This window comes from Nocardioides sp., from assembly GCF_047607365.1.
In the GTDB taxonomy this organism is placed as follows: domain Bacteria; phylum Actinomycetota; class Actinomycetes; order Propionibacteriales; family Nocardioidaceae; genus Nocardioides.
In genome coordinates, this window is the sequence record NZ_JASGDD010000062.1 from 1 (window position 1) to 15,394 (window position 15,394).

The window sequence follows — 15,394 nt, forward strand, 5'->3', positions numbered from 1 at the left end:
CCGAGGCGGCAGCGGCGCCGAGGGCCGCGGCGGCGAGCACCGCGGCCGCGACGACGAAGGCGGGCCGGGCGCCGACGGGGTCGGTGTGGGCGATCGCCCGCGGTCCGGCCATGAGCGTGATCGACGCGATGACCAGCGCCGTGGACACGCCGTTGCTCCCGTTGATGAGCGTGGTCCGGACGCCGTTGGCCACACCACGCCGGTTGGGGGCGACGCCGTTCATGGTGCGGGCGCTGACGCCCGCCTGGAAGATCCCCTGGCCGAGGCCGATCGCCGCGGTCATCGGCCACATCGCCGCGTGCGGCGCGGACAGGGCGAACGCCAGCGCGAGGAGGGCCGTGCCTCCGCCCATCGTCAGCGAGCCCACGGTCGTGACCGTGCGGACGCCGACCCACCGCTGCATCGTGCCGGCCAGCGGCGGGCCCACCAGCAGCGCCAGTCCCATCGGCAGCAGGAACGCCCCCGCGGCCGCCGCCGAGGCGCCCTCCATCACCTGGAGGTAGAGCGTGGCGAGGACGATGGAGCCGTTCGCCGCCATCGAGGCCAGGAAGGACGCGCCGTAGACCACACCCCGGGCGCCCGCGACGACCGCGAGGTCGACCAGCGGATGCCTGCTGGCGCGCTCGACCACGACCAGCGCGGCGAGCAGCAGCGCCGCGACGCCGCCCAGGCAGCCGGCGAGGAGCGTGTTGCGGTCCGGGTCGCCGACGAGCTGGACCGCGTAGATGAGGCAGCCGAGGCCGCCGACCGACGTGATGGCGCCGGGCACGTCGAAGGCGAAGCGGCGTACGCCGGGCGCGTGGACCTGCTTGAGCCCGTCCCATCCGACGGCGACCGTGAGAAGCCCCACGACGGCCGAGAACCAGAAGATCGAGCGCCAGCCGAAGTGGTCGATCAGCACGCCCCCGATGACGGGCCCGGCCAGGGCCGCCACGCCGTTCATGGCCATGAAGGCGCCCAGGGCGACCGGGAGCCGCTCGGGCGGGAAGACGTCGGTGATGACAGCCGAGGAGTTGCTGATCGAGCTCGCGGCGGCGAGGCCCTGCAGGATCCGCAGACCGATGAGGACGGCCTCGCTCTCCACGAGCGCGCCGAGCACCGCCGCGGCGACGAAGACGAGGAGGCCGCCGAAGTAGAACCACCGACGGCCCCACTCGTCGCTCAGCTTGGAGAACACCAGCGTGGCCGAGCTGTTGGCCATCACGAAGCCGAGGACCATCCAGGAGGCGGTGCCGATCCCGCCGTCGAGGTCGGTGCTCATCGCGGGCAGGGCGACGTTGAAGGCCGCGACGGTGCCCCAGACGAGCAGGTTGGTGAGGCCGCAGGTGACCACCACGCCGATCTCGGCGCGGCGGCGCGACCGGCGTTCCACGCCGGCGTCGAGAACGGTCACACGCGCTCACCGGACCGGTCGGTCCGCCAAGGACCACCGCGCACGACCGCGCAGACCATCGAGACCGCGGCGCCCGCGGCCCCGATCCAGAAGGCGATCGCGAAGGCCCGGACCACCTCGGGGCTGGAGCTGTGGACGGCGTAGTCGGAGATCCCCGACGAGGCGACCACCAGCAGGCTGACGGCCGTGGCCACCGCCTGGGCGGAGTTGAAGAGCATCGACCTGATCGCGTTGGCGACCGTCCGGTGCTCCGCCGGCACGCCGCTCATGATCGCGGTGGTGTTGGGCCCGGTGAAGAGGCCGATGCCACCGCCGCAGAGCACGAGCCAGACCGAGGCGAGCGCCAGCGAGGAGCTGGACGCCGACAGCGCGAAGCCGGTCAGGCTGGCGACCAGCATCGCCCCGCCGACGGCCGACGTCGACCGTGGCGTGAAGGTGAGCGCCAGCCGCCCGGCGGCGATGGTGGAGACGAGCAGCGCCAGCATCATGACCATGAGGATCAGGCCGGCCTCGGCGGCGGTGCGCCCGCCGACGACCTGCAGCTGGAGCACGATGAGCACGTTGGCCGCGGCGCGGGCGTAGGACTGCCAGAAGGCCGCGACGTAGGCGGCGGCCCGGGGCAGGCTGTTGACCAGGGCGACGTTGACCAGCGGGGCGGGGACGCGGGTCTCGACCGCCACGAAGAGCGTCAGCAGGGCCACTCCCGCGAGGCCGCAGGCGATCACGTGGAGGTCGCGGACGCCGGCGTCGGAGATCCGGTTGACGGCGTACAGCATCAGGCCGAGGCCGAGCGCGGAGAGGACGGCTCCGGGGAGGTCGAACCGTCCGCGACTCCCGTGCGCGGTGCCGCGTGGAAGGAGCCGGAGGCCGAAGAGGACCGCCGCGACGCCGAACGGCGCGTTGATCAGGAAGACCGAGCGCCACCCGAAGTGCGTGACGAGGAGGCCGCCGACCGCCGGCCCGATGGTGTTGCCGATCGTCGCGGCCGTCAGGTTGAGGCTCATCGCCTGCGCGAGCCGGGCCGGCGGGAAGGCGTCGGCGACGATCGCGGTCGAGTTCGAGACGATGGTGGCGGCGCTGACGCCCTGGACCGCGCGGCAGGCGATGAAGACGCCCGCCGAGGGGGCCACCGCGGCCACGACGCTCGCGACGACGAACACCGACATCCCGGCGAGGTAGATGGTGCGCCGCCCGAACATGTCGGAGATCCGGCCGAAGACCAGGATCGACGCGGTGTTGCAGAGCATGAAGGCGAGCAGGAACCAGTCGGAGAGGCCGGTGCTGGTCCCGAAGTCCCGCGACAGCTCCGGCAGGGCCACGTTGACGGAGGTCGCGTTGGTCAGCAGCAGGAGGAGCCCGAGGCTGGTCACCCACAGGATCGCGTACGGATTGCGCACCCCCTCCTGCTGGTGCACCGGATCCCGGTACGGCCGTTCGGTGAGGTCCGTGGGGTCCGGTGCCGGGGCTGACGTGGGAAACACTTCCTTCTGATCGTGCGGGTGGTGCGGGCGATGCTCTTCAGTTGTGGCGCGGTGGGGACCTGGTCACCGGTCCCCACCGCGGGACGTCAGGAGACCTCGAGGTTCCCGAAGTCGTTCTGGTTCTCCGAGCGGTAGGCCCAGCCGGTCAGGCTCTTGGAGAAGACCTGCGTCGGCTGGATGGCGCAGACGAAGATCTCCGCGGCGGCCTCGACGAGGATCTCCTGGGCTCGCGTCCAGTGCTTGCCGGCCTCCTCGTTGAGCTGGTCGGGCTGCTCGCGGGCGGCGTCGACCTCGACCCAGAACTGGGTGTTGAGATCGTCGCTCCACCGAGAGGGGCTCGACGGGTCGTCGCCCGGCTTGAAGAAGGTGATGCAGGAGTACTCCGGCGTCTGCACCTGGGCGCGGTTGCGGTAGATGATCGCCTGCTTGGTCGCCTGGAGGCGGGCCGTGCCGAAGTCGGCGGCGGCGAGCTGCTCCACGTTGACGTTGAAGCCGGCGTCCACCGCGTAGGACTTGATCAGCAGACAGAGGTTGATCAGGTCCTGATTGGCCGTGGAGACGCTCAGCGTGACGTCGACCGTGGACTTCCCGGCCTCCTCGAGGAGCGCCTTCGCCTTGTCGACGTCGTAGACCATGTCCTGGATGCCGTCGACGCTGAAGTTCTTCGTGCTCGGGTTGACGTTGCCCTTCTTCGGCACCGCACGGCCGGCGTAGACCTCCTCGATGATCTGCTCGTACGGCAGGGCGTACTGGAACGCCTGACGCACCTTGAGGTCGTCGAACGGGGCCTTGTTGCAGACCAGGGTCACGTCGACGTACTCGATCGGGTCGGAGACCTCCGGCACGACGAGGTCGTCGTCCTCGGCGAGCTTGGCCTGGTCGTTGGGCAGCACGTCCTCGGCGAGGATGACGTCGCCGGACTTCACCAGGCTGGCCCGGGTGCCGGCATCCGGCACCACCCGCAGCGTGACCTTCTTGATCGACGGCTCGCCGTAGGCGTAGTTCGGGTTCGCGACGAGGATCATCTCCTGGTCCGCCGATTGCGACTCCATGTAGTAGGGCCCGAGTCCCCAGCCGCCGTTCTTCGCCGACCACGTCATGGCGTAGGGGTCGTCCGCGGTCTTGTTCTGGTCCAGGACGGTCTTGGAGTAGATGTGGCCCTGGAGGTTGGCGAGCAGGCCGAGGAAGGTGAGGCCGAAGCCCGCCGACGGGATCTCGATCGTCACGGTGTAGTCGTCGACCTTCGTCACGGCCTCCGGGCCCTTGAAGTCGCCCCACGACGCCTTGGCGTAGCTCTCCGAGGCCCACTTGCGCTCGAAGGAGTAGACGACGTCGTCAGCGGTGACCGGGTTGCCCATCGCGTCCTTGAAGTCCTTGCGGAGCACGAAGGTGTAGGTCAGGCCGTCGTCGGAGACCGTGTAGGACTCGGCGACGTAGCCGACGTAGTTGTTGAAGTCCTGGATGACGGTGCCGGCGGTCTCACCGTCGATGTAGGGGTTGCGCACCAGGCCGGCCTGCAGGTTGGCGTTCATCTCGAACGCCTGCAGGCTCAGGCCGTTGCCGTCCAGTACGCCGTTGAGCGACGCGGCGAGCGCGGACACCGCGACCACGATGTCGGTCTTGGATCCCCCGCTGCCGGAGCCGCCCGAGCCTCCGGACTTGTCGGAGCAGGCGGCCAGAGCCGCCGCGGCGGCCACGCCGAGGGCGCCGAAGAGGAAGCTCCGGCGGGCCAGCCCGGCGGTGTTCTTCTCGTCGTCCGGCGGGTGACCAAAGGGCGAGTCGGTGTTGTTCACGGAACCTCCATCAGTTCTTTCGATGCGAAGGGACGGTGCGGCGCTGCACCACGGGCTCAGCGGGCGGCGGGTCCGCGGCTGAGTCGGGTGAGCAGGCCTGCCACTGAGGCTGCCGCGATCACCGCGAGCATGAGGGCGAGAGCGGGGAAGAAGGTCGGCCACCAGCTGCCGAGCATGACCCCGGACACGCCGGAGGAGATCATGTTTCCCCACTCCGGTGTCGGCGGGTTGAGGCCGACACCGAGGAACCCGAGTGACGCGAGGACGATGATCGAGTAGCCGAAGACCGTCGAGCAGTTCTCGATGGCCGGCCGGATCGAATTCGGCAGGACGTGGCGCAGCGTGACCTGGATGGGCCGCAGCCCGGCGATGAGCCCGGCCTCGACGTACGCGTCGCCGCGCACCTTCAGCACCTCCGCGCGGGTCAGGCGCGCCTGGTTCGGCATCATGATGAAGGCCAGCGCGATGCTCAGGCTGACGAGCGTGGCACCCATGAGGCCGACGATGACGACGCCGATGACCAGGGGCGGGATGGCGTCGGTCAGGTCCAGGAACCGCGTGACGCCGCGAGACAGGAAGCCGATGCCGCCCTTGCGGGACTCGTTGGAGCCCATCATCAGGCCGAGCAGCACGCCGCCGACGGTGGCCACGAGGGTCACCGCCAGCGCGAGCGCGATGTCGATCTGGGCGCCGGCGAGGGTGCGGGAGAAGACGTCCATGCCGGTGGCGTCGGTGCCGAACCAGTACTCACGGCTCGGCTCGAGCAGGGCGCCGGTGACGACCCGCTCCGGGTCGTGGGGCGCCAGTGCCCGGCCGAAGACGACGAAGAAGATGAGCAGTGCGGCCGAGACCAGCGAGACGACCGGGACCTGCTTGAGGAACGTCAGGAGCTTCATCAGGCATCCACCCTCACACCGGGACGACGACGGGGATCGAGGAGCATGTTCACGATGTCGACGAGGAAGAACGTCACCAGGCAGAGCGCCGCGATCACGATGAGCACGCCCTGCAGGCCGGTGAAGTCGAGGGTGGCGACCGAGTCGATCGAGAACTGGCCGATCCCACCGAAGCCGAAGAGCCGCTCCAGGACGATCACGCCGCCGAGCAGGGCACCGAACTTGTTGGCCAGCGTGACGATGGACGCGGCGGCCGAGCGACGCAGGACGCTCCTGATCACCGAGGCCCGCGTGGCGCCCGACGCGATCTTGAACAGCGTCGGCGGCTCGGCCACCTGCTCCTCGATCCCGAGGCTGAGCTGGCGCCAGAGGCCGGAGGCGTGGATGAAGACCAGCACGCCGACGGGCAGGGCGTAGTGGCCGAGCATCTGCAGGGTCAGGTCGAAGTGGCCGGTCAGCATGGTGTCGAGCAGCGGGAAGCGAGTCACGATGGGCTGGGTGGTCCCCGGGTCGAGTCGGCCGATCGGCGCCGGCGCGATCGGGATCATGACGAAGAAGACGACGATGCCGAGGATCGCGACGGCGAAGTCCGGCAGGGCCCCGGTGAGGTTGCGGTAGAAGTCGAGCGCCTTCCGCACGTAGCGGTTGCTGGTCGAGAGCCAGACGAACGCGAGCCCGAGCGTCACGAGCACCGCGCCGACGAGGCCGAGCATGATCAGCTCGAGGCTGGAGGGCAGCCGCACCATGATCTCCTCCCAGACCGGCTGCGAGGTGTTCGCGGAGGTGCCGAGGTCGAGGTGGAGCAGGTCGACGAGGAAGTGCCACGCCTGGCTCCAGAGGGAGCCGTCGAGGCCCATCGCCGCCGCCATCCGGTCGTAGTCGTCCTGGCTGAAGCCGTTGGAGGCGTCGATGCGGGCGAGCACCGGGTCGCCGGGGACGAGCCGCACCATGAGGAAGGCGGCGAGCGCGAAGACGAGGAGGTGCAGCGGAAGGACCGCCGTGCGGCCGATCCACCAGCGGTTGCGTGCGAGCCAACCGCTCATGCGACCACCTCGGTCCTGAGATGGCGGGGGCCGCGCCGGTAGGCGTCCAGCAGCTCCTTGGTGTACTCGTGCTGCGGGTCGTCGATCACCTGGGCCGTCGGGCCGTACTCGACGACCTCGCCGTGGCGCATGACCAGCAGGGTGCTCGCGATGAAGGCGGTCGCCGGCAGGCCGTGCGAGACGAAGCCGAGACCGACCGCGTGGGTGTCGCAGTACTCCCGGATCATGTTGAGCACCGCGCCCTGGACCGAGACGTCCAGCGCCGAGACCACCTCGTCGCACATCAGGATGCGGGGGCGGACCACGAGCGCGCGGGCCAGCGCGAACCGCTGCCGCTGCCCGCCGGAGATCTGGCTGGGGTAGCGCTCGAGGAAGGCGGGGTCGAGCTTGAGCAGGCTCAGGACGTCGAGGATCTCCTGCTCCGCCTCCTCGCCCCGCACGCCGCGGAGCACGCGCAGCGGAGTGGCCACGGAGTCGCGCAGCTTCCGCCGCGGGTCGAAGGAGGAGAAGGTGTCCTGCGCGACGAACTGGACCGTACGCCGGAAACGGCGCATGCCGGAGGGGGTGCCGAGCATGCGGCGGATCGTCGTGCCGTCGAGGAGGACCTCGCCCTCGGTGGGCGTGTCGAGGCCGACGAGGAGCCGGGAGAGGGTCGACTTCCCGGACCCGGACTCGCCGACGATGCCGAGGCTCGTCTGGCTGTCGATGGCGAGGTCGAGCGGCTGCACCGCCACGTGGCGGCTGCGACCCCGCCCGAAGACGCGGGCGAGGCCCTCGGCCTGGAGGGTGACGATCGGGGGTGTGGGCATGGGTGCGGGCTCCGGTACGGGCGTGAGGGTGTTCATGCCGAGACCGCCTCCTGGTCGTCCTCGCGCGCGGTGGTGACCAGGCCGAAGCCGGCCAGCATCGCGTCGTCGAGGGTCGGCAGCCGGTCGAGGTGGACGGCATCGAGCGTGGGGACACAGCGGGTGAGGGCCAGCGTGTAGGGGTGCTGGGCCTGCTCCTCGATCCGGTCGGCGTCGCAGACGTCGACGACCTCGCCGTGATACATCACCACGACCTTGTCGACGTACATCCGGACCAGGTCGATGTCGTGGGTGACGATCAAGAGGCTCGCGCCGGTGTCCTCGGTCATGGAGCGGAGCAGGTCCATGACGTCGCGGGAGACCGAGGCGTCGAGCGCGCTGGTCGGCTCGTCGGCGAGGAGGAGCTTCGGCCTGGAGCACATCGCCAGCGCGAGCATGACGCGCTGCCGCATGCCGCCGGAGAGCTCGTAGGGCCGGAGCTTGAGGACCCGGTCGGTGTCCTTGAGGCCGACGCTGACCAGCCACTCGGCCGCCTTGGCGCGGGCCTCCTTGCGACTGACCTTCGACAGGCCGCGCATGACGTCGACGAACTGCGAGCCGACGGTGGCGACCGGGTCCAGCGAGGTCATCGCGTTCTGGAAGACCATGGACATGCCGGGGGTGCGCCGCGGGATCGGGGCGATCCTGCCTCGGCGTACGGGCTTGCCGTCGAAGGCGAACTCCTCGAACTCCGTCGTCGCGCCGACGGCGGTGAGCAGGCCGGCGATGGCCAGCGCCAGCGTGGTCTTGCCGGAGCCCGACTCACCGACGACGGCGACGTGCTCGCCCCGAGCGATGCTGAAGCTCGCCCCCTTGACCGCCGGGATGGTCGTGCCCTTGGGCCCGGCGTAGTGAACGGACGCGTTCTTGATGGCCAGCAGTGCTGCGGTGTCGTCACTCATGGGAAGCCCCTTTGATCAGAACTCGAGAAGGTTGTCGCGGAAGTGGTCGAAGCTGTAGGCGGTGCGGGTGAGGCCCCTCCTCTGCAGAGCCGGCACGAGCCCGTCGGCGATCTCGCTGATCCACCGCCGGTTGAGGTCGAAGTTGGCGAAGAGGAAGCCGTCGCCGCCGACCTCCTGCATGACCTCGTCCATCTGCGCCGCCACGGTGTCCGGAGTGCCGACGAACTCCATGCCGCCGAACTCCTGGCGCGCGATCTGGCGCGGCGTCTTCCCGATGGCCTGGGCGATCATCTGCTGATGGCCGTTGGTCGTCGTGCCCTCGGGGATGACCTCGTCCATGTCCCACTGGGCGAAGTCGATGCCGGAGTGACGCGACAGGTGCAGCAGGGAGAGCTCGGGGTGGGCCTCGGCGAAGTCGCGCTGCCGGCGGTGCTTGTCGCGGGCCTCCTCGTCGGTCTCGCCGAGGACGGGGGAGATGACGAAGAGGACCTTGGCGTCGTCGGGGTTGCGGCCGTGCTCGATCGCGAGCCGCCGGATGTCCTCGCGGAACGCCTTCATCCCGTCCACGCCGGTGCGGACCCCGGAGATGATCGCGTTGGCCGCCCGCGAGGCGAACTGCTTGCCGCGCGGCGAGCCGCCGGCCTGGACGAAGGCGGGCAGGCCCTGCGGCGACTGGGGCGCGTTCAGGGGGCCGCGCGAGGAGAAGTACTTCCCGACGAAGTCGACCGTGTGCACCTTGCGGTAGTCCGCCCACGTCTGGGTCGCCTCGTCCAGCAGCACGGCGTCCTCGTCCCACGAGGTCCAGAGCCTGCAGGCGAGGTCGAAGAACTCCTCGGCGATGTCGTAGCGCTCGTCGTGCTCGATCTGCTCGTCGAGGCCGAAGTTCTGCGCCGAGCGATGCGAGGAGCCGGTGACGATGTTCCAGCCGGTGCGGCCCTGCGACATGTGGTCGAGGGTGTTGATCGTCCGGGCGAGGAGGTAGGGGTGGTACTCCGTGACCGAGAGCGTGGGGACGATGCCGATGTTCCGGGTGTGCCAGTTCATCAGCGGCGCCAGGACGCTCGGGTCCATCTTCGGGGTGGCCGTCGCCGACTTCACGTAGGCCTCGAAGGAGCTGCCATAGGCGTCGGGCACGTAGGAGGAGTCCTCGATGATGATGAAGTCGAACCTCGCCCGCTCCAGCGCCCGGGCGACGTCGATCCACAGCTGCGGGTCCCACCAGTCGACGCCGCCGCGACCCGACCACGTCCTGCCCCACGACTTCACGCCGAAGCCTCCGGCTCCGAAGAGGGCGAGGTGGAACGGGTTCGCTGACATCGGCGGCTGCCTTTCCGATCGGTGGTCCATGAGCGGGCGGATTCAAGGTAGGAAGGCGGAGTAACGAGGCTTTGCGTCCCGGCGTAAGGGTTTGATTGCGCCGCTGTTTCCGCGGTAACGCGCGACACCCTCGTCCCGCGGGAGAGCCGTCCTGGAACGGCCTGCGTCAGAACTCGAGCAGGTTGTCCCGGAACTGGTCGAAGCTGTACTCCTGCCGGGTCAGGCCCCGCTTCCGCAGTGCGGGCGCCAGGCCGTCGGCGATCTCGCTGATGTAGCGCCGGTTGAGGTCGCGGTTGGCGATCAGGAAGCCGTCGCCGCCGACCTCCTGCATGACCTCGTCCATCTGCGCCGAGACCGTGTCCGGCGAGCCGACGAACTCCATCGCCCCCAGACCGTGCGCGATCACCTGGCGCGGGGTCTTGCCGATCGCCTGCGCCATCGACTGCTGATGGCCGTTGGTGGTCGTCCCCTCGGGGATCACCTCGTCGAGCCCCCATTGCGAAAAGTCGATCATCGAGTGCCGTGAGAAGTGCAGCAGCGACAGCTCGGGGTGCTCGAGGGCGAAGGCCTTCTGCCGCTCGCGCTTGTCCCGGGCCTCGGCGTCGGTCTCGGACACGACCGGGGAGACCAGGAAGAGCACCTTGGCGTCGTCGGGGTTCCTGCCCTGTTCGGCCGCGAGCCGGCGTACGTCGTCGCGGAAGGCCTTCATCGCCTCGGGGCCGCCCTCGACACCGCAGATGACGGCGTTGGCGGCGCGGGCCCCGAATCGCTTGCCGCGGGGCGAGCCGCCGGCCTGGACGAAGGTGGGGAGTCCCTGCGGCGACTGGGGCGCGTTGAGCGGACCGCGGGAGGAGAAGTACCTCCCCTCGAAGTCGACGGTGTGGACCTTCGTGTGGTCGGCCCAGGTCTGGGTCTCCTCGTCGAGGACGACGGCATCGGGCTCCCAGGAGGTCCACAGCCGGCAGGCCAGGTCGAAGAACTCGTCGGCCACGTCGTAGCGCTCGTCGTGCTGGCGGTGGCCTGGGTAGCCGAAGTTCTGGGCGCCCGCGTCGTTGGAGCCGGTGACGATGTTCCAGCCGGTGCGGCCCCGCGACATGTGGTCGAGGGTGTTGATCTTCCTCGCCAGGAGGTAGGGGTGGTACTCGCTGACCGACAGGGTGGGGACGATGCCGATCTTCTCGGTGAAGAAGCTCATCAACGGCGCCAGCACGGTCGGGTCCATCTTCGGGGTGGCCGTGGCGGACTTCACGTAGGCCTCGAAGCTGCCGCCGTAGGTGTCGGGGACGTAGGAGGAGTCCTCGATGATGATGAAGTCGAACTTCGCCCGCTCGAGCGCCCGGGCGAGGTCGATCCACAGCTGCGGGCTGGTCCAGTCGGTGCCGCCCCGGCCGGCCCACGTCGTGGCCCACGACTTCACGCTGAAGCCGTCGGCGCCGAACCAGACGAGGTGGAAGGGGTCTGCTCCCATGGTCGCGCCTCCTCAGAACTCAAGGAGGTTGTCGCGGAACTGGTCGAAGCTGTACTCCTGCCGGGTCAGGCCCCGCCTCTGGAGTGCGGGCGCCAGGCCGTCGGCGATCTCGCTGATGTAGCGCCGGTTGAGGTCAAAGTTGGCGAAGAGGAAGCCGTCGCCGCCGACCTCCTGCATGACCTCGTCCATCTGCGCCGCCACGGTCGCGGGCGAGCCGACGAACTCCATCGCCCCGAGCCCGTCGTTCGCGATCTGGCGCGGCGTCCGGCCGACGGCCTGGGCCATCATCTGCTGGTGGCCGTTGGTGGTCGTGCCCTCGGGGATCACCTCGTCGAGGTCCCACGTGGAGAAGTCGATCATCGAGTGCCGGGACAGGTGGAGCAGGGAGAGCTCGGGGTGCTCGACGGCGAAGGCCTTCTGCCGCTCGCGCTTCTCGCGAGCCTCCTCGTCGGTCTCGCCGACGACCGGGGAGACCAGGAAGAGGACCTTGGCGTCGTCGGGGTTGCGGCCGTGGCCCTTGGCCTGCTCCTTGATGTCCGCCCGGAACCTCTTCATCGCCTCCACGCCGCCCTCGACGCCGGAGATGATCGCGTTGGCCGCCCGCGAGGCGAACTGCTTGCCGCGCGGGGACCCCCCGGCCTGGACGAACGTCGGCAGGCCCTGCGGCGACTGCGGCGCGTTGAGCGGACCACGGGAGGAGAAGTACCTCCCCTCGAAGTCGACGGTGTGGACCTTCGTGAAGTCCCCCCACGTCTGGGTGGCCTCGTCGAGGACCACCGCGTCGGGCTCCCAGGAGGTCCACAGCCGGCAGGCCAGGTCGAAGAACTCCTCGGCCACGTCGTAGCGCTCGTCGTGGGGCTTGTGCCCCGGGTACCCGAAGTTCTGCGCCCCGGCGTCGTTGGAGCCGGTGACGATGTTCCAGCCGGTGCGGCCCCGCGACATGTGGTCGAGGGTGTTGATCTTCCGGGCGAGCAGGTAGGGGTGGTACTCGCTGACCGACAGCGTCGGCACGATGCCGATCTTCTCGGTGAAGAAGCTCATCAACGGCGCCAGGACCGTGGGATCCATCTTGGGCGTCGCGGTCGCCGACTTCACGTAGGCCTCGAACGTCCCGCCGTACGCGTCGGGCACGTAGGAGGAGTCCTCGATGATGATGAAGTCGAACCTCGCCCGCTCCAGCGCCTGCGACAGGTCGATCCACAGCTGCGGGTTGGCCCAGTCCTCGCCTCCGCCGCCGCCGGACCACGTCTTGCCCCACGACTTCACGCCGTAGCCGCCGGCGCCGAACCAGGCGAGGTGGAAGGGATTGGCACTCATTGTCGATGACCTTTCGTTGAGGATGGTGCGGCGGACCTGGCCGTCAGAAGGCGAGCAGGTTCTCCTTGAGCGTCTGGTGCGGGTACGACGTCCGCACCAGGCCCCGGCGCTGCAGCTCGGGCGCGACGCCGGAGCAGACGGCGTCGATGTAGCGGCGGGTGTGGGGAGCGGCGAGCAGCAGGAACCCGTCGCCGCCGACCTCCTCCATCAGCGCCTCCATCTGGTCGGCCACCGACGTCGGGGTGCCGATGACCTGGGGCCCGAGCTGGGCGCGCTCGGAGAGCGACTGCCGCAGGGTCTTCCCCTTGTTGCGGTCCATCAGGTCCTGCAGCACCGACTGGTGGCCGTTGGTCGTGAGGTCCTGCGGGAAGGGGGCGTCGAGGTCGTACGCCGAGAAGTCGATCTCGGTGACCGCGGCCGTCATCGCGAGGACCTTCTCGATCGCGAGCGGGTCCTCCATGCCGAAGAGCCGGTGGTGCTGCTCCCGGGCCTCCTCCTCGGTCTCCCCGATGACCGGGGAGAGGTGGAAGAGCACCTTGATGTCGTCGGGGTCGCGGCCGAACCTCTCCGCGCGGGCACGGATGTCCTCGCGGTACTCCTTCATCTTCGACACGATCGGCTGGGTCACGACGATCGCGTTGGCGTGCTTGGCGGCGAAGTCACGGCCCCGCGGGGAGCCGCCCGCCTGGCAGATGGGCAGCACGCCCTGCGGCCCCGGCGGCATGTTGAGCGGCCCGCGGACCTTGAAGTACTTCCCGACGTGGTCGAGCCGGTGCACCTTGGTGTGGTCGGCGTAGTGGCCGGTCTCCCGGTCCATCACGATCGCGTCGGGCTCCCAGGACTCCCAGAGCCTCTTCACGACCTCGACGTGCTCCTCGGCCATGTCGTAGCGCTCGTCGTGGGGCAGCAGCTGGTCGATGCCGTAGTTCTGCGCGGCGATGTCCTCCGAGGAGGTGACGACGTTCCAGCCGACGCGGCCGCGGGTCAGGTGGTCCATCGTGGCCATCACCCGGGCGAGGATGAAGGGCGGGTAGAAGGAGGTCGACCCGGTCGCGATCAGGCCGATGTGCTTGGTCTCCCGCGCCAGGATGGGCAGCATCGGGAAGGGGTCCAGCTTCGGCGAGTGCAGGCCGTGCTTGAGGTCCAGCTCCTCGGTCCCGCCCATCGCGTCGGAGACCATCGTCGAGTCCTCGAACATGATGAAGTCGAAGCCCGCTCGCTCCATCTGCTTGATCATCGAGATGTGGTACTCGCCGGTCATCCACTCCTCACCCGAGACGCCGCCCCAGGGGCTGCGCCACGCGGGCGGGTTGAACGAGGTGAACCAGGCGAGGTGGAAGGGCTTAGCCATGGCGTCTCCTACTGCCGGCGCCTCAGAAGGCGAGCAGGTTCTCCTTGAAGGTGGCGTGCGGGTAGTCCTCGCGGATCAGCCCGCGGCGGCGGAGCTCGGGGGCGAGGCCCGAGCAGACCTCGTCGATGTAGCGGCGGGTGGTGGGGAACATGAAGAGGAAGCCGTCGCCGCCGGTCGCGTCGGCGATCGCCTCGAGCTGGTCGGCGACCGTCGCGTTCGTGCCGTAGAGCGGCGGTCCGAACTGGGTCCGCTCGGAGATGGCCTGGCGGAGGGTCTTGCCCTTGTTGCGCCGCATCCAGTCGTCGAGGATCGACTGGTGGCCGTTGGTCGTGAGGTCCTGCGGGAAGGGCTCGTCGAGGTCGAACTGGCTGAAGTCGATCTCGGTGGTGCCGGAGATGCCCGCGAGGGTGCGCTCGGCCTGGAGCGGGTCGCGCAGCTCGAAGCGCTGCTCGTAGAGCTCCTTCGCCGCCTCGTCGGTCTCGGCGAGGACGGGCGACACCTGGAACAGCACCTTCACCTCGTCGGGGTCGCGGCCGTAGGCCTCGGCCCGCGCCCGGATGTCGGCGCGGTACTCGGTGAGGTACTCCACCCGCGGGTTGGTCGCGACGATGGCGTTGGCGTGCTTGGCCGCGAGCGCGCGCCCCTTCTCCGAGCCACCGGCCTGGCAGATGACCGGGTGGCCCTGCGGCCCGGCCGGGAAGTTCAGCGGCCCCCGGACCTTGAAGTACGTCCCGACGTGGTCGATGGTGTGCACCTTGGTGTGGTCGCCCCAGACGCCGTTCTCGCGGTCCTGCACGATCGCGTCCGGCTCCCAGGAGTCCCACAGCGCCTTGACGACCTCGACGAACTCGTCGGCCATGTCGTAGCGCTCGTCGTGGTCGAGCAGCTTGTCGATGCCGTAGTTCTGCGCGGCGATGTCCTCCGAGGAGGTCACGACGTTCCAGCCGACCCGTCCGCCGGTGAGGTGGTCCATCGTGGCCATCACGCGCGCCAGGATGTACGGCGGGTAGAAGGTCGAGGAGCCGGTCGCGATCAGGCCGATGTGCTTGGTCTCGCGCGCCAGGATCGGCAGCAGCGGGAAGGGGTCCATCTTCGGCACGCCCAAGGGGTGCTTGAGGCTGACCTCGGTGCTGCCGCCGTAGTGCTCCCCGACGTACGTCGAGTCCTCGAACATGATGAAGTCGAAGCCCGCCCGCTCCATCTGCTTGATCAGCGAGATGTGGTAGTCGCCCGTCCACCAGTCGTCGGCGGCCTCGCCGGCCCAGGGGCCGCGCCAGGCGGGCATGTTGAAGGAGGTGAACATCGCGAGATGGAAGGGCTTGGCCACGGTGGTCCTTTCGCGGGCCGTGAGGGGCGGGAACGCTGGTCAGGGGGTGGGCTGGGAGGGCTACGTCACGGGACGAGACCGCCGAGGACGAGCTCGAGGCCGAGACGCGCGGCCAGGGTCTCCCCCGTCTCCCCCGGCCCACCGGGCGCCGGCCCGGCGCCGTCGGCGAGGGCGGCCGTGATGTCGGCGGCCGTGGCGGAGGTCGCGACCAGGGCCACGCCGTCGAGGAACAGGTCGGTCGCGCTCGCGAGCGCGTCGGCG

The 15,394-nt window shown here is 69.6% G+C and carries 13 protein-coding genes; all 13 read right to left on the reverse strand.

Annotated features, from left to right (window positions below; translation table 11 throughout):
• On the reverse strand, positions 1-1,393 hold a 1,393-nt coding region (locus QM572_RS05375; RefSeq protein ID WP_415090833.1), incomplete at its 3' end, for an MFS transporter.
• On the reverse strand, positions 1,390-2,808 hold the full coding sequence (locus QM572_RS05380) for an MFS transporter (protein WP_415090835.1): 1,419 nt from the start codon (positions 2,806-2,808) through the stop codon (positions 1,390-1,392). The genes QM572_RS05380 and QM572_RS05375, both read right to left, overlap by 4 nt.
• A gap of 152 nt (positions 2,809-2,960) precedes the next feature.
• Complete coding sequence (locus QM572_RS05385; protein WP_415090837.1) at positions 2,961-4,667, reverse strand: ABC transporter substrate-binding protein; 1,707 nt, start codon at positions 4,665-4,667, stop codon at positions 2,961-2,963.
• 56 nt (positions 4,668-4,723) lie between these two features.
• A complete protein-coding gene (locus QM572_RS05390) occupies positions 4,724-5,563 on the reverse strand; it encodes an ABC transporter permease (RefSeq protein ID WP_415090839.1) in 840 nt (279 codons plus the stop codon).
• On the reverse strand, positions 5,563-6,606 hold the full coding sequence (locus tag QM572_RS05395) for an ABC transporter permease (protein ID WP_415090841.1): 1,044 nt from the start codon (positions 6,604-6,606) through the stop codon (positions 5,563-5,565). The genes QM572_RS05390 and QM572_RS05395 overlap by 1 nt, the downstream gene beginning before the upstream one ends.
• The gene (locus QM572_RS05400) at positions 6,603-7,415 is read right to left on the reverse strand and encodes an ABC transporter ATP-binding protein (RefSeq protein WP_415090843.1); all 813 of its coding nucleotides are present in this window, start codon (positions 7,413-7,415) and stop codon (positions 6,603-6,605) included. The genes QM572_RS05395 and QM572_RS05400 overlap by 4 nt, the downstream gene beginning before the upstream one ends.
• A gap of 32 nt (positions 7,416-7,447) precedes the next feature.
• Positions 7,448-8,353, reverse strand: a complete 906-nt coding sequence (locus QM572_RS05405) for an ABC transporter ATP-binding protein (RefSeq protein ID WP_415090845.1) — start codon at positions 8,351-8,353, stop codon at positions 7,448-7,450.
• A 15-nt stretch (positions 8,354-8,368) separates the two neighbouring features.
• Positions 8,369-9,670, reverse strand: a complete 1,302-nt coding sequence (locus QM572_RS05410; protein ID WP_415090847.1) for an NtaA/DmoA family FMN-dependent monooxygenase — start codon at positions 9,668-9,670, stop codon at positions 8,369-8,371.
• A gap of 166 nt (positions 9,671-9,836) precedes the next feature.
• Positions 9,837-11,138: an NtaA/DmoA family FMN-dependent monooxygenase gene (locus QM572_RS05415; RefSeq protein WP_415090849.1), complete on the reverse strand. Its 1,302-nt coding sequence runs from the start codon at positions 11,136-11,138 to the stop codon at positions 9,837-9,839.
• A 12-nt stretch (positions 11,139-11,150) separates the two neighbouring features.
• Positions 11,151-12,455, reverse strand: coding sequence for an NtaA/DmoA family FMN-dependent monooxygenase (locus tag QM572_RS05420; RefSeq protein WP_415090851.1), 1,305 nt, complete (start codon positions 12,453-12,455; stop codon positions 11,151-11,153).
• Between the two features lie 43 nt (positions 12,456-12,498).
• Positions 12,499-13,806 (reverse strand): NtaA/DmoA family FMN-dependent monooxygenase, encoded by a 1,308-nt coding sequence (locus QM572_RS05425; RefSeq protein WP_415090853.1) that lies wholly within the window; start codon positions 13,804-13,806, stop codon positions 12,499-12,501.
• Positions 13,807-13,828: 22 nt separating this feature from the next.
• Positions 13,829-15,133: an NtaA/DmoA family FMN-dependent monooxygenase gene (locus QM572_RS05430; RefSeq protein ID WP_415090855.1), complete on the reverse strand. Its 1,305-nt coding sequence runs from the start codon at positions 15,131-15,133 to the stop codon at positions 13,829-13,831.
• Between the two features lie 65 nt (positions 15,134-15,198).
• On the reverse strand, positions 15,199-15,394 hold a 196-nt coding region (locus QM572_RS05435; RefSeq protein ID WP_415090857.1), incomplete at its 5' end, for a hypothetical protein.